Below are 21,616 nucleotides of genomic sequence, written 5' to 3'. Positions count from 1 at the left end.
GCGATGTCAAGCGGATGCTGCTGAAAATTCCGTTGATTTGCGCAGGTTTTCAGCTTAATCGTTTTAAAAACACGGCTGTTGTGTTTACTAAACAAATTGTGTTTTATCGTGGTGCTTTCTCAGTAGCATGATGCGGATTTCCGAATAAGATGCGCATTGAAGAGGATTCCAGCCCATCCTTTCTGGCTTTGCCTGAGCGGGCGGTGGGGCCGAATGGGTCCAAGAGGGGAATGACGTGCTGATGACGGCAGCCGTGCGGAGCGTATGAAAAAGAAGAAATCTTTTACGATCAGAGATATTGCCGAGAATGCGGGTGTTTCCCCCGCCACGGTTTCGCTTGTGCTCAACGGCAAGGGAGAAATCTCTGGCGAGACCCGCACGCGTGTTCTTGAAGCCGTGTCGCGGCTGAATTACGTGCCGCGTGTGGCCAAGACCAGCAACGGCACCACAGGGCCGGGCGAGACGATTCGCTTCCTTAAAATTTCCAAGCACGGCGGCACGGTCAATCGCGATCACAGCGTATTCGTTTCGGACTATATCGACGGCATGTCGTCGGAAGCGTCCCGCCGCAATTACACGCTGGAGGTGGCGAGCTTCGAGGGGCAGCCGGTCAGCGCCGTGGCCGAGTCGCTGGCGGGTGCGCCGGTTCGCGGTGTCATCGCGCTCGGCACCGAATTGTCGGCGGTTGATATCCACATGATACAGGGCATGGGCCTGCCCACGGTCTTCATCGATACGTTTTACGATGTCGTTGAGGCCAATTTTGTCGACATGAACAATGAAGACGCCGTCTTCAAGGTGCTGTCGCATTTCAAGCAGTCCGGCTTCTCCCGCATAGGCTTTGTTGCGAGCCCCACCGAGACGATGAACTTCCGGTTGCGTCGTGAAGCCTATGTAAAGAACATGCAGCGGTTGAACCTCAAGGTTCAGCCCGAGGATATCCTGTCGGTCGAATCGACCTATGAAGGCGCTTATCGCGACACGCGCGAATTGCTGCAATCGGGGCATGAGCTTGCCGAATGCTATTTCTGCACCAATGACATTATTGCCTATGGCTTCATCCGGGCCCTGAAGGAAAGCGGCGTGCGCATACCGGAAGATGTTTCGGTGATCGGCTTCGACAATCTGCCGCAGAGCGCCACCATGGAGCCGATGCTGACGACGGTGGATGTCTCCAAGCGCAAGATCGGCAATCTGGCCGTGTCGATACTGGACGATCTGATCAATGCGGCTGACAAACAGCCTGCGGTCAAGGTGCTTGTGGGCGCTGACCTTGTGATCCGGCAGAGCGATTCGGTTCTGTCATCGCGGAAGAAGAAGCGTCCGCAGATGGAAGAAGCTGGCGAGTGACTGCATTATTCCTCGGCGGTCCAGATTTTCTCGAAAACGGTTTTCGTTCTCGTTGCGCCAAAGATTATTTGTTTATAGCTTCGATCCTAACGACAAGTGGTTTTCCGCATCTCGGGCGCTGGCAGGATAATATTGCCGTTGAAGCGGCTATAGATGAGTGACGTGAAAGCTGCTCTGATCGGATTTAAAAGGGGAATTCGAATGACCAGACAGCCCAATTCCGTTGAAGCTCGCGATATCGCTTATCATTTCCATTCAAACACCAATGCGCGCCGTCATGAAGAAATCGGCCCGGTGGTGATTGAAAAGGGCGATGGCATCTACGTCGAAGACAATAACGGCAAGCGCTACATTGAGGCGATGGCTGGGCTTTGGAGCGTCGGCGTCGGCTTTTCGGAAAAGCGTCTGGCCGATGCAGCGCATAAGCAGATGCTGAAGTTGCCTTATTCGCATACTTTCACGCATCGCTCGCATCCGCCGGTTATCGAACTGGCTGAAAAGCTGATCAGCATTGCGCCGGTGCCGATGAGCAAGGTTTATTTCACCAATTCCGGCTCCGAAGCCAACGACACGATTATCAAGATGTTGTGGTTCCGCGCTAATGCCATGGGCCAGCCGCAGCGCACCAAGATTATCGGTCGCAAGCGCGGTTATCATGGTGTGACGATTGTTTCGGCCAGCGCCACCGGCCTGCCGGTCAATCACAACTCGTTCAATCTGCCCCTGCCAGGCTTCCTGCACACGACGTGTCCGCATTATTACCGCGATGCGCTGCCGGGCGAGACGGTGGATGAATTCACCACGCGTCTTGCCAAGGAATTGGAGGACATGATCCTCGCGGAAGGACCGGAAACGGTTGCAGCTTTCATCGGCGAGCCGGTGATGGGCGCAGGGGGCGTTGTCGTGCCACCGGAAGGTTATTGGGAAAAGATTCAGGCCGTGCTGCAGAAATACGATATTCTGCTGATCGCCGACGAAGTGATCTGCGGTTTTGGTCGTACCGGCAACATGTTCGGTTCGCAGACCTTCAACATGAAGCCGGATATCATGACGCTGTCGAAGCAGATTTCGTCGTCTTATCTGCCGATCTCGGCTTTCATGTTCAACGACCGCGTCTATCAGCCGGTGGCCGATGAAAGCGCGCGTCTTGGCGTGTTCGGTCACGGCTATACGGGATCGGGCCATCCGGTCGCAGCCGCCGTTGCGGTTGAGAATCTCAAGATTATCGAAGAGCGTGATCTGGTGACCAATGCGCGTGAAACGGGTGCCTATATGCAAAAGCGCCTGCGCGAACTGGCCGATCATCCGCTGGTCGGCGAAGTGCGAGGCGTTGGTCTCATTGCGGCACTTGAGCTGGTTGGCGACAAGGCCACCAAGGCACCGCATGAGAAGGTTGGCGCGCTGGGCGGTCTTGCCAATGCTGCGATGTTCGGCAATGGGGTCATCACCCGCAATATGGGCGACGCAATTGCCTTCTGTCCGCCGATGATCATCACGCCTGCGCAGGTCGATGATGTTGTTGCGGCAACGAAGAAGTCGCTGGATGAGGTCGCGGCCTCGCTCGGTCGCAGTTGATCTGAAAACGCCTTCAAGGGACAAACAAAACCCGCATCAGCGATGATGCGGGTTTTCATTTTATGATGGAGAAAAACGCCTGTTCAATTGCCTGTTTGCAAGCGTTGAAAGATCAGATTTCCGATCGGTATGGCCGATGTTGCAGCTGGGGACGGTGCATTGCACACATGCAGCACACGTTTGGTCTGGTGGAATTTGAAGTCGTGAATGAGCTTGCCGTCTCGCGAAACGGCTTGCGCCCTTATCCCCGCACGATAAGGACGCAGGTCGCTTTCCTGCAGGGAAGGGCAATATTTCCGGCATTTTTCCAGATAGCTCGTCTTGAGGAGGCTATCCTTCATTTCTTCGAACCCGGACGAAAGATGGGCAGTAATCACCTTCCAGAAGCCCGGAAATGCGGCATAAGTCGCCATGTCACGCAGACTCGCCGAGAATTTGGGATAACCCTCGCGGGAAAGACCCAAAACGGCATTGGGACCGACGGTCAGGCTGCCATCGATCATTGGCGTCAGATGTATGCCGAGAAACGGCATTGAAGGATCGGGCACCGGATAGATCATGCGTTCAACGAGTTTGTTCAATTCGGGCCGTAAGGCATAGTATTCGCCGCGAAACGGCACGATCTGGAAATCGATATCGACGCCCGACCGGCGGGCAAGGCGGTCGGCCTGCAGACCGGCGCAGGCGATAACCTGCCTGCTTTCCCAAACCTTGTCGCCCGCATGAACGCGCGCGTTATCCGCCCGTTCTTCAATGCGATCGACACTGATATTGAATACGATATCGCCGCCCGCGGCGCGAATGAGATCGGCCATGGCGCGGCAGACCGCGCGATAATCAACAATACCGCTTTGCTCGACCAACAAAGCGGCAAGTCCGGTCACAGCGGGTTCGAATTCGCGTAATTCACCGCCATTGAGACGGCGGCAGGTGATGCCGTTTGCGGCGGCATTGGTTTCAAGGGCAGCAAGGCGCTGCACTTCCACATCGTTGGTCGCCACGACAAGCTTGCCCGGAACGCGATAGGCTATGTTGTTCTCGTCACAAAACTGCTTCGTCATGCGTTCGCCAGCGCGGCAAAGCTCTGCCTTGAAGCTGCCGGGCTGATAATAGATGCCCGCATGGATCACACCGCTATTATGGCCGGTCTGATGCATCGCAACGGCGTTTTCCTTTTCCAGCACCAGAATGCGGGCTGAAGGCTCTCTCCTGACAATGGTAAGCGCCGTGGCAAGGCCGACAATACCGCCACCAACGAGACAATAATCATACATGATGGCGCCCGATATTCGCTGCATGCTGCATCAAAATTACCTTCCACAAAGTAGCACAAGCGTCAATGTCCTATAACAGCAATGTAGCTTCTGCCGCGCGGACGGATAGTCCTCTTTTGGGTGCATATCCCGACGTTGCCGGTGGTGCGAATATTTTTCCTTTGCACGTAAAATTGGTATCCCGTTCCTCTACAACCGCCGCGCGTTGCTCGATCATTGTTGGTATTGGAAGCGCTTGAGGCCGGGGCACAGGCTGGCGCTTTCGGGGTAATCGACAGCTTGAACGAGGGCGTAGGATGACAATACTTACAAGACGTATTTTTCTGGCCGCTTCCACGGCTGTTATTGGGGTGGTGGCTGCAAGCGCAAGCTCCGCCGCTGATGTAAAAATCAATATCGGTTATCAAACGGTGGTTGAGCCGTCGAAGGTTGCGCAGGCCGATGGCGAATATGAAAAGGCGGCCAATGCCGACATCAATTGGCGCAAGTTCGATTCAGGCGCGGATGTGATTGCGGCTGTGGCTTCCGGCGATATCGACATCGGCTATGTCGGCTCCAGCCCGCTGGCTGCTGCCGCCAGCCGCGAACTGCCGATTGAGACGTTTTTCGTCGTGGGGCTGATCGGTGAATCCGAGGCGCTGGTCGCGCGGGATGCCGCCTCCGTCAAGGACCTCGCAGGCAAGAAGGTTGCCGTGCCGTTTGTCTCGACCACGCATTACAGCCTGCTGGCCGCGCTCAAGCATGAGGGCATGGACAGCAAGTCGGTGGAAATCCTCAATCTGCGTCCGCCGGAAATTGCCGCCGCTTTCGAACGCGGCGACATTGACGCCGCTTATGTCTGGGACCCGGCATTGGGCCAGATCAAGACCAAGGGCAAAGTCATTCTGGATTCGGCCAAGGTTGCCGAATGGGGTGCGCCAACCTTTGACGCATGGATCGTCCGCAAGGATTTCGCCAGCGAGCATCCGGCAGCGGTACGGGATTTCGTGAAGGTAACCGGCAAGGCCTATGATGCCTATAATTCCAAGCCGGAAGCCTGGGATGCCAAATCACCGCAGGCGGAAAAGATTGCCCGCCTGACCGGCGCCAAGCAGGAAGAAATTCCAGCGCTCCTGAAAGGCTATGTCTATCCGTCGCTGAAGGATCAGGCCTCTGCCGACTATCTGGGCGGCGCAACCGTGAAGGCGATTGCGGACACTTCCGCCTTCCTGAAGGAGCAGGGCAAGATCGACAACGCGCTGCCGGATTATGCGCCTTACGTCACCACGAAATTCGTGACGGACGCGCTCGCCAGCAACTGATCCTGAGCGTTTCAGATCGAACAAACCCCTGTCCGCCGACCATTCCGGCGGGCAGGGGCATTTGCGGTAACAGGTAGGGCATATGAGCCAGCTCAAACTCAGTCAGATCAGCGTGCACTATGGCGGCACTGCGACACCGGCGCTCAACAATGTATCGCTTGACCTCTCGGCGGGCGAATTCGTTGTACTCACCGGGCGTTCAGGTTGCGGAAAAACGTCGTTGCTCAATGTCGCTGCCGGATTGTTGCAGCCGCAAAGCGGCGCGGTGACGCGAAACGGTGTTCGTCTGCAAGGTGCAGGACAAGGGCGGGCGGTGGTGTTCCAACACGATGCGCTGTTTCCATGGTTCAACACGCGCGACAATGTCGCCTTTGCCTTGCGACTGAAAGCCATTCCCCAGAGCGAGCGACGCCGCATCGCCGATGAATTGCTGGCGCAGGTCCGGTTGGAAGGCGCGGGCGACAAGGCGATCTGGGAATTGTCGGGCGGCATGCGCCAGCGTGTCGGACTGGCGCGGGCGCTGGCCTCAAAGCCGGATTTTCTATTGATGGACGAGCCGCTGGGCGCACTCGACGCGCTGACGCGTGAACGCATGCAGACGCTGTTGCTCGACATATGGGGCAAAAGCGCGGCGGGCGTCCTGATGGTCACGCATGGCATTGAGGAAGCATTGCTGCTCGCAACCAGAATTGTCGTGATGCTGCCGCATCCGGGGCGGATCGAGCGGGTGTTCGATGTGAATTTCGGCAGGCGTTATCTGGCGGGCGAGCCAGTGCGGTCCATCAAGACGGACCCGGCGTTCCTGCAAGCGCGGGGCGAACTGGCGGATGCCATATTCGAAGGAGAAGCCGCATGAGTGTTTCGACAGAAACGCGCAGCTATGACGATATTGCGCAAAGCAAATCGGAGAGTTCCACTGATCTGCCCCGGCTGGGTTCACGGCCATGGCTGTCGTTATTTTCCGGCACGCGTGCGATCAGCGCGGCGACGATTGTTGCTCTCATCCTTGTCTGGTGGTTGGCGGCAAGCCTGAAACTGGTCTCGCCGGTCTTTTTGCCGTCGCCCGCACAGGTTCTGGCCAAGTTTTTCAGCGTGGCGCAAAACGGTTTCGTCGATGCGACGCTGGCGCAGCATCTGATCGCGAGTCTTGCCCGCGTTTTTGCGGCGCTGGTCGTTTCGATCGTCATTGCCGTGCCGGTCGGCCTTGCCATTGGCCTTAGTCCCGTCGGGCGGGGTATTCTCGACCCCATTCTGGAATTTCTGCGCCCGATCCCGCCGCTTGCTTATCTGCCGCTGATGGTGATCTGGTTCGGCATCGGCGAAACGTCGAAAGTGCTGGTCATCTTTTTGGCGATGCTGGCGCCGATTGCGCTTTCCACGGCATCCGGCGTGCGCAGCGTTTCGCAGGAGCGTTTGAATGCTGCGCGCGCCTTCGATGCAAGTCGTCGGCAACTGGTGCGTTTCGTTGTGCTGCCGCATACGCTGCCCTCGATCTTTACCGGGGTGCGCATTGCGCTGGGCGCAGGCTGGACCACGCTGGTAGCCGCGGAACTGGTTGCAGCGACCAGAGGCCTTGGTTTCATGATCCAGTCGGCCGCGCAGTTCCTTGTGACCGATGTGGTGATCATGGGCATTATCGTCATTGCGCTGATCGCTTTTGCGTTTGAACTGTCGTTGCGCAAGCTTGAATCCGTGCTGGTGCCCTGGGCGGGGCGCGATTGAGGCAGCAGGCTTTACAATATGTCGTGCACTGTCTTGCGCGGCGATAGCGTTCGAGAAGTAAAGAATTTCCCCTGAACCCCGTGAGGTTAGACGTTCGTTTCTGTGGCTGCGCTTATTTGTCTCTAACATAAGAACAAGAAGAAGCCGGTGTTTCAGGAGCAGTATTGATGCGCATTACAAGACGTAAATTTGCAGGACTTCTCGCCGGTTCGGCTGCATTACCATTGATCGGCAGTGTGCCTGCTTTCGCGCAGGAAAACGTGCTGCGCATCGGTTACCAGAAATACGGCACGCTGGTTCTGCTCAAGGCGCGCGGCATTCTCGAAGAGAAGTTGCAGAAGATCGGCTTTGACGTGCGCTGGACCGAGTTTCCGGCAGGGCCACAGCTTCTCGAAGCGCTGAATGTCGGCGCGGTTGATTTTGGCACCACCGGCGAAACGCCGCCGATCTTCGCGCAGGCAGCCGGTGCGCCGCTTGTCTATATTGCGCATGAGCCTCCGGCGCCGACCGGCGAGGCCATTCTGGTGCCGAAGGACAGCCCCATCAAGACGGTTGCAGAGCTGAAGGGCAAGAACGTCGCGCTCAACAAAGGTTCGAATGTTCACTACCTTCTGGTCAAGGCGCTTGAAGATGCAGGCCTTGCCTATACCGACATCAAAACCACCTTCCTGCCACCTGCCGATGCGCGCGCCGCTTTTGAGCGTGGCGCAGTCGATGCCTGGGTGATCTGGGATCCTTTTCAGGCCGCAGCGGAAATCGCCATTGAAGCGCGCGAGTTGCGCAACGGCGAAGGGCTTGTGCCCAACCATCAGTTCTATCTTGGCGCAAAGCCCTTTGTGGATGCGAACCCGCAAGCCATCGATATCGTTATCGATGCGATTGCCGAGATCGATACATGGATCAAGGACAATACGGCGACGGTCGCGGCAGAACTTGCGCCTTCGGTCGGCATTCCGGAAAATGTTCTTGTCCGTGCCGTTGAGCGTCAGTCCTATGGCGTCAAGCCGCTCGATGCAGCGGTCATCGCCCAGCAGCAGGAAATTGCAGACACCTTCTTCAAACTCGGCCTCATTCCCAAGGAAATTTCCATTGCCGAGGTGACGCGCAAGGGAGCGGTTTGATGGCGGATTCAAGCATTTCGGGCATTTCCGGCTTTGCCGGTAAGAGCAGCACAGGCAATGTCCCGCGTTTCAAATCGCTCGGCAAACTGCTTGCACCATGGGCGCTGCCGATTGTTCTTTTGATCGTCTGGGAGATCGCCGCGCGTACCGGCCTGATCACGGCGCGATTGATGCCGGTTCCCAGCACGGTGGCGGCGGCATTCTGGAAGTCGCTGCTGGACGGAACGCTGATCTATCATACCTATATTTCCACACAGCGCGCCTTGATCGGTCTCGTCATCGGTGGTGGCTTGGGTTTTGTCGCCGGGATCGTCAACGGTCTCTGGAAACCAGCCGAAACGCTGCTCGACAGCACCTTGCAAATGCTGCGCAACATCCCGCATCTGGCGCTTATTCCGCTCGTCATCCTGTGGTTCGGGATTGATGAAACCGCCAAGATTTTTCTCGTTTCCATCGGCGTTTTCTTTCCGATCTATATCAACACGTTTTACGGCGTGCGCACCATCGATCCCCAATTGATCGAGATGGCGCATGTCTATGGGTTGGATCGGAAGGCGCTGATCCAGCGCATTATCTTGCCGGGTGCTCTGCCGTCGATCCTTGTCGGCCTGCGCTATGCTCTGGGCTTCATGTGGCTGACGCTGATCGTTGCCGAGACCATTTCGGCCACCAGCGGCATTGGCTATATGACCATGAATGCGCGTGAGTTTCTGATGACCGATGTGGTGTTGCTCGGCATCATCATCTATGCGCTTCTCGGCAAAGTGGCCGACACGGCAACCCGTCTCATCGAAAAGCGTGTGCTTGTCTGGCATCCGGCCTATCAGCCGGAGAAAGGCAAAAACTGATGGCTGCGGTTCAGGACACATATGATGTCGCAACGACCGCTCGCGGTGCGGAAGTGGATGGTGGATTGCCCATTTCGCTTTCCCGTGTCGACCGTACCTTCGGTAGCCTCAAGGTTCTGCGGCACTTCAACCTGGAGGTGCCGTCCGGGCAGTTTCTGGCCGTTGTCGGGCGCTCTGGCGGTGGCAAGTCCACGCTTCTGCGCCTGATTTCGGGGCTCGACCTGCCCGATGGCGGGCGCGTTACGGTGGGTGGAGAAGCGCTGACTGGCATCAGCCCATCGGTGCGTCTGCTGTTTCAGGAAGCACGGCTGGTGCCGTGGCAGCGCGTGACCGACAATGTCGGCATAGCGCGTGGCGAAAACTGGCGCGAGGCCGCACTCTCCGTCCTGTCGGATGTGGGGCTTGAAGGGCGCGGCAATGACTGGCCTTCCGTCCTGTCCGGCGGCCAGCGGCAGCGTGTGGCGTTGGCGAGGGCGCTGGTCAGCGATCCGAAAATCCTGCTTTTGGACGAGCCCTTTGGCGCGCTCGATGCGTTGACGCGTATCGAGATGCACCGTCTTCTGGAACGCATCTGGACGAAGCGTGGCTTTACGACGGTCCTGATCACCCACGATGTGGCCGAAGCTGTCGCACTCGCTGATCGGGTCATCGTTTTACGCGAGGGGTCGATTGCGCTCGATATCGACATTGATCTGGAGCGCCCGCGCCGCAAACTTGCCGATGCCCGCGCGATTGACCTGCAAAAGCGGATTCTGGACGCGGTGTAAGAGCCTGTTCCAAAAGTCGCCCTGTGCGGCTGCAAATGGCAATTTTCTACGTTCCGGTGCTCACGTACCTTAAGTACGCTCCGCTCCGGTACGCGAAAATCACCATTTTCACGCACACATGCTGCTTTTTGGTTCAGGCTCTAAGCGATCTCCCAAAAACACGATATGAAAAACGCTGCGATCTGAATTGATCGCGGCGCGAACCCGTGCCCGCCCTTGACAGCCATTGCGATATCGATAAATTCCAACTGGACTAGTGGAAAGACCAGTGGGTCAGTGGGAGCAGCGTTGATCGTCGCACATAATCTTCTGCTCGATAAGAACACGGGCCTGGGGCGAAACCTGGAGCGGCGTACCATCAAGGATGTGATCGCCGACAAGATCGCAGCGCTTATTGCGTCCGGTTTGCTGGCGGTGGGCGATGAGCTGCCGGGCGAACGCGAATTGTCCGCAGCGCTTTCGGTCAGTCGCCAGACGGTGCGCAGCGCCATCCAGACGCTTGCGGCGCGCGGTGTGCTGGAAGTTTCGCACGGATCGCGCACGCGCGTCGCCAAAGCCGATCTTACCGGCATGGCGGTCGGCATAACATCAAGGCTCAATGTCGATCTTTACGATGTCCATGCCGTGCATGCGGCGAGACTGCTGGTCGAGCAGCAGATCGTCGGCGATGCCGCCGAGCGCATTTCCGACGAAGCGCTGGATATATTGCGTCGCTCGCTCAAGGCGCAGATTGATTGCCTGAATGATCCGGTTCGTTTCCTGATCTGCGACCGCGAGTTTCACGTCACGATCTATCGTGAATGCGGAAACCCGCTGCTCGCCGACATCGTTACCGATCTTTACACCTATATGCTGGAGCATCGCCGCCGCGCCGTTGCGCAGCCGGGCGCAATTGATGGCAGTTTTTCCGACCATCAGGCGATCTTGCAAGCGCTTGAAAAGCGCGACCGCGAGGCGGCGATGGCGGCCTTCGCCGCGCATGAAGAACGCATTTATGTTTCAACCAAGAACTTGCTTGCCAAGGTGCGCGACAAGCGCGGCTGAGGGAGTTGGATGCGGTCAGCATCCGTGAATGGGAAAGGCGAAATCGCATGCATGTTTTGATTATCGGCGCAGCAGGAATGGTTGGCCGCAAGCTTTCCGAAGCAATCGCCCGTGATGGCGGCATTGACGGAAAGCCCGTCGAGCAGTTGACGCTGGTGGATGTGGTTGCGCCGACCCCGCCGGAGGGCTTTACTGGTACGGTCCATGCGAGCGCCGGGGATATTTCCGATCCAGCCGTCACACGCGCGCTGATTGCCAAGCGACCGGACCTTATCTTTCACCTGGCGGCCATCGTTTCCGGTGAAGCGGAACTCGATTTCGACAAAGGCTATGCGATCAATCTCGACGGTACGCGCTATCTGCTCGAGGCGATCCGCAAGGAAGGCGAAAAGGCGCCCTACAAACCGCGTGTTGTTTTCACCTCGTCCATTGCCGTGTTCGGCGCGCCATTCCCGGAAAAGATCGACGACGAGTTTTTCCTGACGCCGCGCACCAGCTATGGCGCGCAAAAGGCAATCGGCGAACTGCTGCTGGCAGACTATGCCCGCAAAGGCTTTCTGGATGGGATCGGCATTCGCCTGCCCACCGTCTGCATTCGTCCCGGCAAGCCAAACAAGGCGGCATCGGGCTTCTTCTCCAATATTCTGCGCGAACCGCTGGTCGGACAGGAAGCGATCCTGCCGGTCGATGAATCGGTACGCCATTGGCATGTGAGCCCGCGCCGGGCGGTTGGCTTCCTGCTTCATGCCGCGACTATCGATCTGGCTAAAGTCGGGCATCGTTGCATCCTCAATATGCCGGGTTTGTCTGCCACCGTTGGAGAACAAATTGAAGCATTGCGCCGTGTCGCTGGCGACAAGGCCGTGGCGCTTATCCGCCGGGAGTCCGACCCGCTGATTGAAGGCATCGTCGCCGGTTGGGCGCAGGACTTCGATGCGAGCCGCGCCATCGCGCTCGGTTTTGTCGGCGACAAATCCTTCGATGAAATCATCCGTATCCATATCGAGGATGAACTTGAGAAGGCCTGATCGGCAAGGCAACTGAAATAAAGGGAGGTTCGCATGGCGCCGGGCAAAACGGCAACCGTGATTGGTCTTGGCTCGATGGGGTGGGGCGCAGCCCTGTCCCTGCTGCGCGCGGGCTTTCAAGTCAAGGGCGTGGATATTCGTGACGAAGTGCTGAAGCGGTTCGCGGCGGAAGGCGGCGAGGCTTTTTCCGCACCTGCCGATGCGGGCAAAAGCGATGTCGTCTTTGTCTTCGTGGTCAATTCCGATCAGGCCAAGGAAGTGCTGTTCGGCCCGAAAGGCGCGGTGCAGACTGCGGCGCCCGGCACGGTATTTCTTCTATGCGTGACAATGGCGCCAAGCGTGACGGTCGAGATCGCTGCCAAGCTTGAAGCTGCGGGAATGGCGGTTATCGATGCACCGGTTTCTGGCGGTTTTCAAAAGGCGCTGACCGGCGAAATAACGGTCATGGGTTCCGGCGCGGATGCGGCTTTTGGCAAAGCTGCCCCGGCTCTGGACGCCGTTGCGGCCAAAGTGTTCCGGCTTGGGGAAGAGTTGGGCCTTGGCTCAAAAGTCAAGATGATCAATCAGTTGCTGGCAGGTGTTCACATCGCCGCTGCCGCTGAAGCGCTGACGCTGGCCGCCAAAGTGGGTCTCGACTTGCAAACTGTGTTCGATGTTATCCGCGTTTCTGCTGGTTCGTCCTGGATGTTCGAAAATCGCGGACCGCATATCGTCGATGGTGATTATACGCCGCGTTCTGCGGTCAATATTTTCGTCAAGGATATGGGGATTGTGGCTGGCGAAGCGTCTGATGCAGGCGGCTCCACGCCGCTTAGCGAAGCCGCGCTGGCCTTGTTCAAGCAAGCATCCGAGGCCGGTTTCGGCCTCGAAGACGATGCCGCCGTTGCCAAGATTTTGGCCGCGCGCAGCGGCATTGCCCTGCCGGGCATGGAGAAATAATCGATGGCTATCGTATTGGGCGCCATTGCTGATGACTTCACCGGAGCCACGGACCTTGCCGGACTATTGGCCCGCAGCGGCTATCCGGTTTCGCTGCGCTTCGGATTGCCCAGTGAAACTGACGCGGCGGAAACGACAGCGCCGTTCGAAATCATCGCGCTGAAATGCCGGACAGTTCCCGTTGATGAGGCCGTCGCTCAGGTGCGCGCGGCATATGCGTGGCTGAAAGCTGCCAGTGCGCAGCGGTTCTACTGGAAATATTGCTCGACTTTTGACAGCACTGCCGAGGGCAATATTGGGCCGGTCGCCGAAGCTTTGATGGCTGATATTGGCACGTCGCAGACGATCTATTGTCCGGCTTTTCCTGAAAACGGCCGCAGCATTTTCATGGGGCATCTTTTTGTCGGTGAACAGCCGCTGGACGAAAGCCCGATGAAGGATCATCCGCTGACGCCGATGCGGGATTCCAGCTTGGTGCGTTTGCTGCAACCGCAGGTCAAAGGCAAGGTCCGATTGGCCAATCGCCTCGTTGTGGCACGCGGTGCCGATGCCTTGAAAGCGCGTCTTGTGGAATTGGCCGGGCAGGGCGTGGCACATGTCATCGTTGATGCGGTCGCCGATGAGGACCTTGGAACCATTGCCGAGGCTACGCTTAATCTGCCCTTGCTCACCGGGGGTAGCGCGCTTGCCATGCCATTGCCGCGTCTGTTGGCTGAGGCAGGGCAGTTGCAGCAAGACAGGCAAGAGGCGCAGGAGCCTGCCGTTGGTGAAGGCCAAATCGTGCTTTCCGGCAGTTGTTCGGCGATGACACTCAAACAGGTTGCGCATTATGCGCAAAGAGCCGCGAGCTACCGGCTCGACCCGCTGGAACTGGCGGAACATGGCGCTGGCGAGGCTTTCGCGTGGCTCCGGCAGCGCTCATTGAATGAACCGAAGCTGATCTATGCCAGCGCAGAACCCGCATCGGTTCGTGCGGCGCAGGAAAAGCTTGGCGTGGAGCGGGCAGGCCAGATTGTCGAAGAGGCTCTTGCCGCTCTGGCGCGCGAGGCTTTCAGTCTTGACATTCGCCGTTTCGTGGTGGCGGGTGGTGAAACATCCGGCGCAGTGGCGCAGGCGCTTGGCGTCTCGCGCGTGATGGTCGGCAGGGAAATCGCCCCCGGCGTTCCGTGGACCTTTGCCACGATCAAGGGCGAGACAGCGGCGCTGGCGCTCAAATCAGGTAATTTCGGTTCCGAGAGCTTTTTTGAAACGGCGCTGCGCAAGCTGGGGGCAGTATGAGCGAAGAAGCGCGGCTACGCGAAAGCATATGCCTGATGGCGAAATCCATGTTCGACCGAGGGCTCACCGGCGGTTCGTCGGGCAATATTTCAGCCCGCTTGTCAGACGGGCGGTTGCTCGTCACCCCGACCGGCAGTTCTTTCGGCAATCTCGATCCGGCAAGGCTGGCCTTGTTTGACAGCGAAGGCAAATTTGTCGGCGGCGACAAGCCGACCAAGGAAATGCCGCTGCACGCTGCATTTTACGAAACGCGGGCAGCCAAAACGGGCGCTGTGGTGCATCTGCATTCCTGCCATTCCGTCGCGCTGTCCATGCTGCCGGATGTGGACCCGGACAATATGCTCCCGCCGCTGACCGCCTATTCGATTATGAAACTCGGTAAGGTAAAGCTGCTGCCCTATTTCATCCCCGGCGATCCCGCGATGGGCGATGCGATTCGTGGTCTGGCAGGCAAGCGAAGCGCCGTAATGCTGGCTAATCACGGTCCGGTCGTTGCCGCCAAGGATCTGGAAGCGGCGGTCTATGCCGTTGAAGAGCTTGAGGAAACCGCGAAGCTCGCCATGCTCACGCGCGGTTTGAAACCGAACATGCTGACGGAGGCGCAAATCCGCCAGATCGTCGATAAATTTGATGTGGAGTGGGATTGATATGGCGCGTTTTTCAGCCAATCTCGGCTTTCTCTGGCAAGAATTGCCGCTGCCTGACGCCATCCGCGCTGCAAAGGCCGCCGGTTTCGATGCTGTGGAATGCCATTGGCCCTATAAATTCGAACCTGGCGATGTCGCTGCCGCCTTGCGCGATACCGAATTGACGATGCTTGGCCTCAATACAATTCGCGGCAATGTCGAGGCTGGCGAGAACGGTCTGGCGGCGCTTGCCGGAAGGGAAGATGAGGCGCAGGCAGCGATTCGTCAGGCTGTGGATTATGCCGTCGCCATCGGTGCCCTGAATATCCATGTGATGGCCGGAAAAGCAGAAGGCGAAGCGGCGCATCGCATATTCATTGCAAATCTTACTTATGCCTGCGAACTGGCCGCCACCCACGGTATAACGATCTTGATCGAACCGCTCAATCATCGTGATGCGCCGGGATATTTTCTGAAGACATCAGAACAAGCTATTGCAATCATTCAAGAAGTGGCGGCAAGCAATCTGAAGCTGATGTTCGATTGCTACCATCTTCAAATCATGGAAGGCGATATCAGCAAACGGCTGGAAGCGTTGCAGCCGCATATCGGGCATGTCCAGATTGCGGCTGTGCCGGATAGAGCCGAGCCCGACCACGGCGAACTGGATTACCGGCATATTGTACAGTTGCTTGATGCTCTCGGCTATGAAAGGCCGCTCGGTGCCGAATATCGCCCGAAAACCACGACCGATGCCGGGCTGTCATGGCTGGTGGGGATGAAGGCTTCGCGATGAGGGCAACGGGTCGCACAATCTCTTTAGCTAATGTTTCGGGATTGCGGCAAAACGAGATTGACTCGCGGCCTTCGACCGGCCAACAATGGACAAGTGGTCCGTTCACCTTACCAGTTAAGGGTGAAACGGTTCCGGCAGGAAATTGACGGCATACGCAATAAGCGCGCCTGACTATCGGTTGCGCAGCATCGACCCACTATTGAAATTCGATAATGCATGCAGGCCGAAGCATATCCGCCCTCCGGGTTTCGAGGATCGTCAGGATCTTGCTTCAATAGAAAATTCAAATTGAAAACGCGCTCTGAGGCCGGGGCCGCAACACGGAGGAATGCTGCGATGAGTGAGGCAACGGGTGCGAAAAGTGGGGCCATTGCGCTTGTCACCGGCGGCGGTACAGGTGTGGGCCGCGCTATCGCCAAAGCCCTCGGAGCACAAGGTTATCACGTCGTGATTTCCGGTCGTCGCATCGATGTGCTGGAAAAGACAGCATCCGATCTTGCCTCGCAAACCGGTGGAAGCTTTCATCCAATCGCTGCCGATGTGGGCGACCCGGTCGCCGTGCGCAAACTGTTTGATGCGATTGTTGAAAAGTTCGGACGGCTCGACCTTCTGGTCAACAATGCGGGCGTTCTCGTTCCGGGCGTGCCGCTTGAAGAGGTTACGTTCGAAGACTGGAGCGCGATTGTCGGTGCCAATCTCACGGGCGCTTTTCTGTGCACGCAGCAGGCTTTCCGCGTGATGAAGGCGCAAAGCCCGCGCGGCGGGCGGATCATCAATAATGGGTCCATTTCCGCCACCACGCCGCGCCCCAATTCAGCGCCTTATACGGCGACGAAACATGCCATTGCCGGGCTGACCAAATCAACCGCTCTCGACGGGCGTAATTTCGATATTGCCTGCGGCCAGATCGATATTGGCAATGCCGCCAGCGATATGACGCAGAAGATTTCCACCGGCGTCATTCAGGCCAATGGAACCATGGCGGCAGAGCCGACCATTGATCCTGCACATGTCGCAAACGCGGTTGTCTATATGGCAAGCCTGCCGCTCGACGCCAATGTGCTGACCATGACCGTCATGGCAACCAAGATGCCCTTTGTGGGTCGGGGTTAAATAAAAGCAGGAATGCGCACCGAAAGAGGAATTCGGCGCGGAGAGCATGCAAAGCAAGGAGAATATTCGCGAAAGATCTGAGCGTCGGAAGTGAGGAGCCGACATTCACATCTTCTGAAAATACAGAATGCAGTCTGGGAGGAGATGCATGGCCACTGTTCAGTTCGCCGAAGTGAAAAAGTCTTTCGGCAATTTCCCCGTCATCAAAGGCGTTAATATCGATATTGAAGACGGCGAGTTCGTCATTCTCGTCGGCCCCTCGGGTTGCGGAAAATCGACCCTGCTGCGCATGCTGGCCGGTCTGGAGAATATCTCCGGCGGCGAAATTCGCATCGGTGGCAGGCCGGTCAACAACCTGCCGCCCAAGGAACGCGATATCGCCATGGTGTTCCAGAATTATGCGCTCTATCCGCATATGACGGTCGCCAAGAACATGGCGTTCTCGCTGATGCTGAATTCAGCGCCGCAGGCGGAAATCGACAAGCGTGTGAATTATGCCGCTGGCATTCTGGGCCTAACCAATCTGCTCGACCGCTATCCGCGCCAGCTTTCCGGTGGTCAGCGCCAGCGCGTGGCTATGGGACGCGCCATTGTTCGCGATCCGCAGGTTTTCCTATTCGATGAGCCTTTGTCCAATCTCGACGCCAAGCTGCGCGTTGCGATGCGCGCCGAGATCAAGGAACTGCATCACCGCCTGAAAACGACGACCGTTTATGTGACGCACGACCAGATCGAAGCCATGACCATGGCCGACAAGATCGTCGTCATGCATGACGGCATTGTTGAGCAGGTGGGTTCGCCGCTGGAACTCTATGACAATCCCAACAATCTGTTTGTGGCGGGCTTTATCGGTTCTCCGGCTATGAACATGATCAAGGGCAAGCTTGATCCGCAAAACCCGCAGGTGTTCGTGGCTACCGATGGCACGAGGCTGCCCCTGTCGCGCAGCTATCCGCAGGCTGTGGGGCGAGACCTCGTTTACGGTCTGCGCCCGGAATATATCCGGCTTGACGGTGCGGGTCTGGCCGCGCCCGTGGTGGTGATCGAACCGACCGGCTATGAAACGCAGATGGTCGTGAATTTCGGCGGCACGGAAGTCACCTGTGTTTTCCGCGAACGCGTCGATGTGCGCCCCGGCGAGGCGATCAATATTTCTATCGACCCCGGCAATGTTCACCTCTTCGACGAAGAGAGCGGCATGCGCCTTATTGGATGAATTTATACAAGGCACGCTGAAGGAGGGGAGAGCCGGAGGCCGTGTCTTTTCTGGGAAAGTGCATTTCACCAGATAGCCGTTTTCGCCTGCAGGGACAGTGAACACGGCGTAACCAAGTCCCATTTTTGGAGGAGGAGCATAATGACTATCAGAAGAAGAACATTCCTGACAGGAACGGCAAGTCTTGTTGGCGCGGCGGGTTTGTCGGGCCTCGGCATCCGTCCGTCTTTTGCAGCCGAACCGGATTATAAGCCGGAAGCGGGCGCCAGCCTGCGCGTGTTGCGCTGGACGCCTTTTGTGAAGGGCGATGAGGAAAGCTGGCTCGCCAACACCAAGAAGTTTACCGAAGCCACCGGCGTGGAAGTGCGCATCGACAAGGAAAGCTGGGAAGATATTCGTCCAAAGGCTGCGGTTGCCGCCAATGTGGGCTCTGGCCCCGATATCGTGATGTGCTGGTTCGACGATGCCCACCAGTATCCTGACAAGTTGGTCGATCTGACGGAGCTTGGCACTTATCTCGACGGGAAATATGGCGGTTTCTATGACGGCCTCAAGGGTTATGCGACCCGCGAAGGCAAGTTCATCGCCATGCCGCTGACAGCAATCGGCAACGCGATTGTCTATCGCGACAGCCATATGAAAGCGGCTGGCTTCAGCGAATTCCCGCAGGACACCAAGGGCTTCCTTGAGCTTTGCAAGGCCATGAAAGCCAAGGGAACACCTGCTGGCTTCCCGCATGGCAAGGCTGTCGGTGACGGCAACAACTATGCGCATTGGCTGCTCTGGAGCCATGGTGCGCAGATGGTTGATGAAAGCGGCAAGGTGACGATCAACTCGCCGGAAACCATTGCCGCCATCAACTATGCCAAGGAGCTTTATGCGACCTTCATTCCGGGCACGGAAAGCTGGCTCGACATCAACAACAACCGTGCGTTCCTCGCCGGTCAGGTGTCGCTGACGGCCAATGGCGTTTCCATCTACTATGCGGCGAAGAATGATCCGAAACTTAGCGAATTCGCCGCTGACATGCGCAGCACGAACTTCCCCATTGGCCCGGTCGGCAAGAGCGTAGAACTGCACCAGACCAGCTCGCTTCTGCTGTTCAAGCATTCGAAATATCCGGAAGCAGCCAAGGCCTACATCAAATTCATGATGGAAGCCGATCAGATGAACGCCTGGCTTGAAGGTTCCAGCGCCTATTGCTGCCAGCCGCTCAAGGCTTTCGCGGATAATCCGGTGTGGAAGGCAAATCCGATCCATACGCCTTATGCCCGCGCTTCGGAAACGCTGCGTCCGAACGGCTATGCCGGTCCGCTCGGCTATGCTTCGGCAGCCGTCATGGCCGACTATGTTCTGGTCGACATGTTCGCCTCCGCCGTTACCGGTGCTTCCACGCCGGAAGAAGCTGTGGCGAGCGCCGAAAAACGCGCCAACCGCTATTATCGCGTCTAGTCGCTGGAGCGGAGGCGCGAAGCCTAACTTCGCGCCTCGTTTCTTTTTGGGTTCTGGAGATTTGTATCCATGACGATGACCAATTCACCCGGAGCCGGAGTATCCGGCGATCCCGGTGCGATAAAACGGCCTTTCATGTCTCGCCTTGCGAATAATCACAACATGCTGGGCTTTCTGTTCATGCTGCCCGCAGCGGTTTTTCTGGTCTGCTTCCTGACCTATCCGCTTGGTCTCGGCGTCTGGCTCGGCTTTACCGACACGAAGATTGGCCGCGATGGCATTTTCATCGGCTTGGAAAATTACGAGTTTCTGTGGGATGACAGTGTCTTCTGGCTGTCGGTGTTCAACACCGTACTCTACACAACCGTGGCGTCGGTGTTGAAATTCGGTCTCGGCCTCTGGCTCGCGCTGCTGTTGAACGAAAACCTGCCGTGCAAATCGTTCTTCCGCGCCATCGTGCTGTTGCCATGGGTGGTGCCGACCGTGCTTTCAGCACTGGCATTCTGGTGGATCTACGATTCCCAGTTCTCGATCATTTCGTGGTCGCTGATCAAAATGGGCCTCATCGATCAACCCATCAATTTCCTTGGCGATCCAACCAATGCGCGTCTTTCGGTGATTGCAGCCAATGTCTGGCGCGGCATTCCTTTCGTGGCGATTTCGCTTCTCGCTGGCTTGCAGACCATTCCCGCCTCATTGCAGGAAGCAGCATCGCTGGATGGTGCCTCAAGCTGGCAGCGGTTCCGGCATGTGACATTGCCGATGCTGACGCCGATCATCGCGGTGGTGATGACGTTCTCCGTGTTGTTCACCTTCACGGATTTCCAGTTGATCTACGTTCTGACCAAGGGCGGCCCGGTCAACGCAACCCACCTGATGGCGACCCTGTCTTTCCAGCGCGCCATTCCCGGCGGCCAATTGGGTGAGGGTGCTGCGATTGCGGTCGCGATGATCCCGTTCCTCCTTGCCGCCATCATGTTTTCTTTCTTCGGCTTGCAGCGTCGCAAATGGCAGCAGGGCGGAAGCGACTGACAATGGAGATGACCATGAATTCCAAGGCACCTTCCAATGAAGCCGCTTTGAAGGACGACAGCCAGGGCATGTCCTATCTCAATCGCCTGCCGCGGCGGGTGGTGACGATCTACATACCCATAGCGCTGTTCGTCTTCGTGCTGCTGTTTCCGTTTTACTGGATGGCGATCACCGCCGTAAAACCGAACTCGCAGCTGACGGATTATGACAATTTCAGCCCCTTCTGGGTGGTGGGGCCGACGCTTGACCATATCAAATATCTGCTGTTCGAGACCTCCTATCCGGGCTGGTTGTGGAACACGATGCTGGTGGCGACGGCTTCGACTTTCCTGTCGCTGATTGCTTCCGTGTTGGGCGCTTATGCGATTGAACGCATCCGCTTCACCGGCTCGCGCTCGGTTGGCCTGTTCATCTTTCTGGCCTATCTGGTGCCACCGTCGATCCTGTTCATTCCGCTGGCGTTCATCGTCTTCAAGCTCGGCATCTATGATTCACGTCTGGCGCTGATCTTCACCTATCCCACCTTCCTCATTCCTTTCTGTACATGGCTGCTGATGGGTTATTTTCGCTCAATACCCTTCGAGCTTGAGGAAAGTGCTCTGGTGGATGGCGCCAACCGGTGGCAGATTCTGCTCAAGATCATCCTGCCGCTGGCCGTGCCGGGGTTGATTTCGGCAGGCATCTTCGCCTTCACGCTTTCCTGGAACGAATTCATCTATGCGCTGACATTCATTCAGTCTTCCGAGAACAAGACTGTTCCCGTGGGCGTGCTGACCGAACTGGTGCGTGGCGATATTTTCGAATGGGGCGCGCTGATGGCGGGGGCGCTGTTCGGTTCGCTGCCGGTGGTGATCCTCTATTCGTTCTTCGTTGACTACTACGTGTCGTCGATGACCGGAGCGGTGAAGGAATAGGCGGATTTTCTGAATGCGCTGAACGCATTGTCAGATCCAGGAGTTTCTATGGGCCCGCTGCACAATTGGGTTTGTGCAGCGGGTCTTATTTTTTTCAGTGAGGGAATTTTAGCACTTGCCGATGCAATCAGGCAACGTTTCACAATCTATGATTGACCTATGCGTCAAATCTGCTGCGAGCGCCCTTGACAGGCGAATGGTTCGAAATAATTCTCTTAAT

Annotated in this window: 21 protein-coding genes; 20 read left to right on the top strand and 1 reads right to left on the bottom strand. The window is 57.3% G+C overall.

Translation table 11 applies throughout. The features are described from left to right. Window positions 1–264: 264 nt before the first annotated feature. Genes ABWW11_RS19765 through ABWW11_RS19755 form a run of 3 tightly spaced genes read left to right on the top strand, consistent with a single transcriptional unit; the run spans window position 265 to window position 2,925 of the window. Window positions 265–1,350 (top strand): LacI family DNA-binding transcriptional regulator, encoded by a 1,086-nt coding sequence (locus ABWW11_RS19765; RefSeq protein ID WP_109367645.1) that lies wholly within the window; start codon window positions 265–267, stop codon window positions 1,348–1,350. Beyond that, window positions 1,347–1,511 carry a hypothetical protein gene (locus ABWW11_RS19760; RefSeq protein ID WP_167836100.1) on the top strand — a complete coding sequence of 55 codons (165 nt, stop codon included), beginning with the start codon at window positions 1,347–1,349 and terminating at the stop codon, window positions 1,509–1,511. Before ABWW11_RS19765 ends, ABWW11_RS19760 begins: the two co-directional genes overlap by 4 nt. Before the next feature lie 40 nt (window positions 1,512–1,551). After that, the gene (locus ABWW11_RS19755) at window positions 1,552–2,925 is read left to right on the top strand and encodes an aspartate aminotransferase family protein (RefSeq protein ID WP_319080884.1); all 1,374 of its coding nucleotides are present in this window, start codon (window positions 1,552–1,554) and stop codon (window positions 2,923–2,925) included. A gap of 83 nt (window positions 2,926–3,008) precedes the next feature. Here the strand turns inward: ABWW11_RS19755 and lhgD are convergent, their stop codons facing one another. After that, entirely contained in the window at window positions 3,009–4,199 is a 1,191-nt protein-coding gene (gene lhgD / locus ABWW11_RS19750; RefSeq protein ID WP_209445991.1) for an L-2-hydroxyglutarate dehydrogenase, read from the bottom strand. Between the two features lie 296 nt (window positions 4,200–4,495). Here lhgD and tauA point away from each other — a divergent pair, with 296 nt between their 5' ends. From tauA to ABWW11_RS19665, 17 genes are all read left to right on the top strand, one after another. Next, window positions 4,496–5,500, top strand: coding sequence for a taurine ABC transporter substrate-binding protein (gene tauA / locus ABWW11_RS19745; protein ID WP_109367643.1), 1,005 nt, complete (start codon window positions 4,496–4,498; stop codon window positions 5,498–5,500). Window positions 5,501–5,582: 82 nt separating this feature from the next. Next, entirely contained in the window at window positions 5,583–6,356 is a 774-nt protein-coding gene (locus ABWW11_RS19740) for a taurine ABC transporter ATP-binding protein (protein WP_109367642.1), read from the top strand. After that, on the top strand, window positions 6,353–7,222 hold the full coding sequence (gene tauC, locus ABWW11_RS19735) for a taurine ABC transporter permease TauC (protein WP_109367641.1): 870 nt from the start codon (window positions 6,353–6,355) through the stop codon (window positions 7,220–7,222). The genes ABWW11_RS19740 and tauC overlap by 4 nt, the downstream gene beginning before the upstream one ends. A 167-nt stretch (window positions 7,223–7,389) precedes the next feature. Further along, on the top strand, window positions 7,390–8,343 hold the full coding sequence (locus ABWW11_RS19730) for a sulfonate ABC transporter substrate-binding protein (RefSeq protein ID WP_109367640.1): 954 nt from the start codon (window positions 7,390–7,392) through the stop codon (window positions 8,341–8,343). Further along, window positions 8,343–9,191, top strand: a complete 849-nt coding sequence (locus ABWW11_RS19725) for an ABC transporter permease subunit (protein ID WP_109367639.1) — start codon at window positions 8,343–8,345, stop codon at window positions 9,189–9,191. The genes ABWW11_RS19730 and ABWW11_RS19725 overlap by 1 nt, the downstream gene beginning before the upstream one ends. Further along, window positions 9,191–9,958, top strand: coding sequence for an ABC transporter ATP-binding protein (locus ABWW11_RS19720; RefSeq protein WP_109367638.1), 768 nt, complete (start codon window positions 9,191–9,193; stop codon window positions 9,956–9,958). The genes ABWW11_RS19725 and ABWW11_RS19720 overlap by 1 nt, the downstream gene beginning before the upstream one ends. A 288-nt stretch (window positions 9,959–10,246) precedes the next feature. After that, on the top strand, window positions 10,247–11,002 hold the full coding sequence (locus tag ABWW11_RS19715; protein WP_121538761.1) for a FadR/GntR family transcriptional regulator: 756 nt from the start codon (window positions 10,247–10,249) through the stop codon (window positions 11,000–11,002). 47 nt (window positions 11,003–11,049) lie between these two features. Continuing rightward, window positions 11,050–12,030, top strand: a complete 981-nt coding sequence (denD, locus tag ABWW11_RS19710; RefSeq protein ID WP_109367636.1) for a D-erythronate dehydrogenase — start codon at window positions 11,050–11,052, stop codon at window positions 12,028–12,030. Between the two features lie 33 nt (window positions 12,031–12,063). Then, on the top strand, window positions 12,064–12,969 hold the full coding sequence (ltnD, locus tag ABWW11_RS19705) for an L-threonate dehydrogenase (RefSeq protein WP_109367635.1): 906 nt from the start codon (window positions 12,064–12,066) through the stop codon (window positions 12,967–12,969). Between the two features lie 3 nt (window positions 12,970–12,972). Then, window positions 12,973–14,247, top strand: a complete 1,275-nt coding sequence (gene otnK, locus ABWW11_RS19700; RefSeq protein ID WP_109367634.1) for a 3-oxo-tetronate kinase — start codon at window positions 12,973–12,975, stop codon at window positions 14,245–14,247. Beyond that, window positions 14,244–14,894: a 3-oxo-tetronate 4-phosphate decarboxylase gene (gene otnC / locus ABWW11_RS19695; RefSeq protein ID WP_109367633.1), complete on the top strand. Its 651-nt coding sequence runs from the start codon at window positions 14,244–14,246 to the stop codon at window positions 14,892–14,894. Before otnK ends, otnC begins: the two co-directional genes overlap by 4 nt. Before the next feature lies 1 nt (window position 14,895). Further along, the gene (locus ABWW11_RS19690) at window positions 14,896–15,669 is read left to right on the top strand and encodes a hydroxypyruvate isomerase family protein (protein ID WP_109367632.1); all 774 of its coding nucleotides are present in this window, start codon (window positions 14,896–14,898) and stop codon (window positions 15,667–15,669) included. A 336-nt stretch (window positions 15,670–16,005) separates the two neighbouring features. Further along, window positions 16,006–16,782, top strand: a complete 777-nt coding sequence (locus ABWW11_RS19685; protein ID WP_109367631.1) for an SDR family oxidoreductase — start codon at window positions 16,006–16,008, stop codon at window positions 16,780–16,782. A gap of 148 nt (window positions 16,783–16,930) precedes the next feature. Continuing rightward, window positions 16,931–17,998 (top strand): ABC transporter ATP-binding protein, encoded by a 1,068-nt coding sequence (locus ABWW11_RS19680; protein ID WP_121538773.1) that lies wholly within the window; start codon window positions 16,931–16,933, stop codon window positions 17,996–17,998. Between the two features lie 141 nt (window positions 17,999–18,139). After that, window positions 18,140–19,450 (top strand): ABC transporter substrate-binding protein, encoded by a 1,311-nt coding sequence (locus ABWW11_RS19675; RefSeq protein WP_109367629.1) that lies wholly within the window; start codon window positions 18,140–18,142, stop codon window positions 19,448–19,450. 69 nt (window positions 19,451–19,519) lie between these two features. Further along, a complete protein-coding gene (locus tag ABWW11_RS19670; protein ID WP_371830832.1) occupies window positions 19,520–20,482 on the top strand; it encodes a carbohydrate ABC transporter permease in 963 nt (320 codons plus the stop codon). Window positions 20,483–20,490: 8 nt separating this feature from the next. Continuing rightward, the gene (locus ABWW11_RS19665) at window positions 20,491–21,396 is read left to right on the top strand and encodes a carbohydrate ABC transporter permease (protein ID WP_171319087.1); all 906 of its coding nucleotides are present in this window, start codon (window positions 20,491–20,493) and stop codon (window positions 21,394–21,396) included. Window positions 21,397–21,616: the final 220 nt, after the last annotated feature.

Source organism: Brucella sp. NBRC 113783, assembly GCF_040372265.1.
Classification (GTDB): Bacteria; Pseudomonadota; Alphaproteobacteria; order Rhizobiales; family Rhizobiaceae; genus Brucella; species Brucella teleogrylli.
Note: the sequence above shows the minus strand (reverse complement) of the source record. Positions and strands in the feature narration are given on the sequence as shown.

Bases quoted from the DNA above. Each gene is read 5' to 3' on its own strand.
- ABWW11_RS19665 (WP_171319087.1), top strand. From the start codon at position 20,491: ATGACCATGAATTCCAAGGCACCTTCCAATGAAGCCGCTTTGAAGGAC.
- denD (WP_109367636.1), top strand. From the start codon at position 11,050: ATGCATGTTTTGATTATCGGCGCAGCAGGAATGGTTGGCCGCAAGCTT.
- ABWW11_RS19755 (WP_319080884.1), top strand. From the start codon at position 1,552: ATGACCAGACAGCCCAATTCCGTTGAAGCTCGCGATATCGCTTATCAT.
- ABWW11_RS19690 (WP_109367632.1), top strand. From the start codon at position 14,896: ATGGCGCGTTTTTCAGCCAATCTCGGCTTTCTCTGGCAAGAATTGCCG.
- ABWW11_RS19680 (WP_121538773.1), top strand. From the start codon at position 16,931: ATGGCCACTGTTCAGTTCGCCGAAGTGAAAAAGTCTTTCGGCAATTTC.
- otnK (WP_109367634.1), top strand. From the start codon at position 12,973: ATGGCTATCGTATTGGGCGCCATTGCTGATGACTTCACCGGAGCCACG.
- ABWW11_RS19765 (WP_109367645.1), top strand. From the start codon at position 265: ATGAAAAAGAAGAAATCTTTTACGATCAGAGATATTGCCGAGAATGCG.
- ABWW11_RS19725 (WP_109367639.1), top strand. From the start codon at position 8,343: ATGGCGGATTCAAGCATTTCGGGCATTTCCGGCTTTGCCGGTAAGAGC.
- ABWW11_RS19685 (WP_109367631.1), top strand. From the start codon at position 16,006: ATGAGTGAGGCAACGGGTGCGAAAAGTGGGGCCATTGCGCTTGTCACC.
- ABWW11_RS19720 (WP_109367638.1), top strand. From the start codon at position 9,191: ATGGCTGCGGTTCAGGACACATATGATGTCGCAACGACCGCTCGCGGT.
- ltnD (WP_109367635.1), top strand. From the start codon at position 12,064: ATGGCGCCGGGCAAAACGGCAACCGTGATTGGTCTTGGCTCGATGGGG.
- ABWW11_RS19675 (WP_109367629.1), top strand. From the start codon at position 18,140: ATGACTATCAGAAGAAGAACATTCCTGACAGGAACGGCAAGTCTTGTT.
- ABWW11_RS19730 (WP_109367640.1), top strand. From the start codon at position 7,390: ATGCGCATTACAAGACGTAAATTTGCAGGACTTCTCGCCGGTTCGGCT.
- ABWW11_RS19740 (WP_109367642.1), top strand. From the start codon at position 5,583: ATGAGCCAGCTCAAACTCAGTCAGATCAGCGTGCACTATGGCGGCACT.
- tauA (WP_109367643.1), top strand. From the start codon at position 4,496: ATGACAATACTTACAAGACGTATTTTTCTGGCCGCTTCCACGGCTGTT.
- otnC (WP_109367633.1), top strand. From the start codon at position 14,244: ATGAGCGAAGAAGCGCGGCTACGCGAAAGCATATGCCTGATGGCGAAA.
- lhgD (WP_209445991.1), bottom strand. From the start codon at position 4,199: ATGTATGATTATTGTCTCGTTGGTGGCGGTATTGTCGGCCTTGCCACG.
- tauC (WP_109367641.1), top strand. From the start codon at position 6,353: ATGAGTGTTTCGACAGAAACGCGCAGCTATGACGATATTGCGCAAAGC.
- ABWW11_RS19670 (WP_371830832.1), top strand. From the start codon at position 19,520: ATGACGATGACCAATTCACCCGGAGCCGGAGTATCCGGCGATCCCGGT.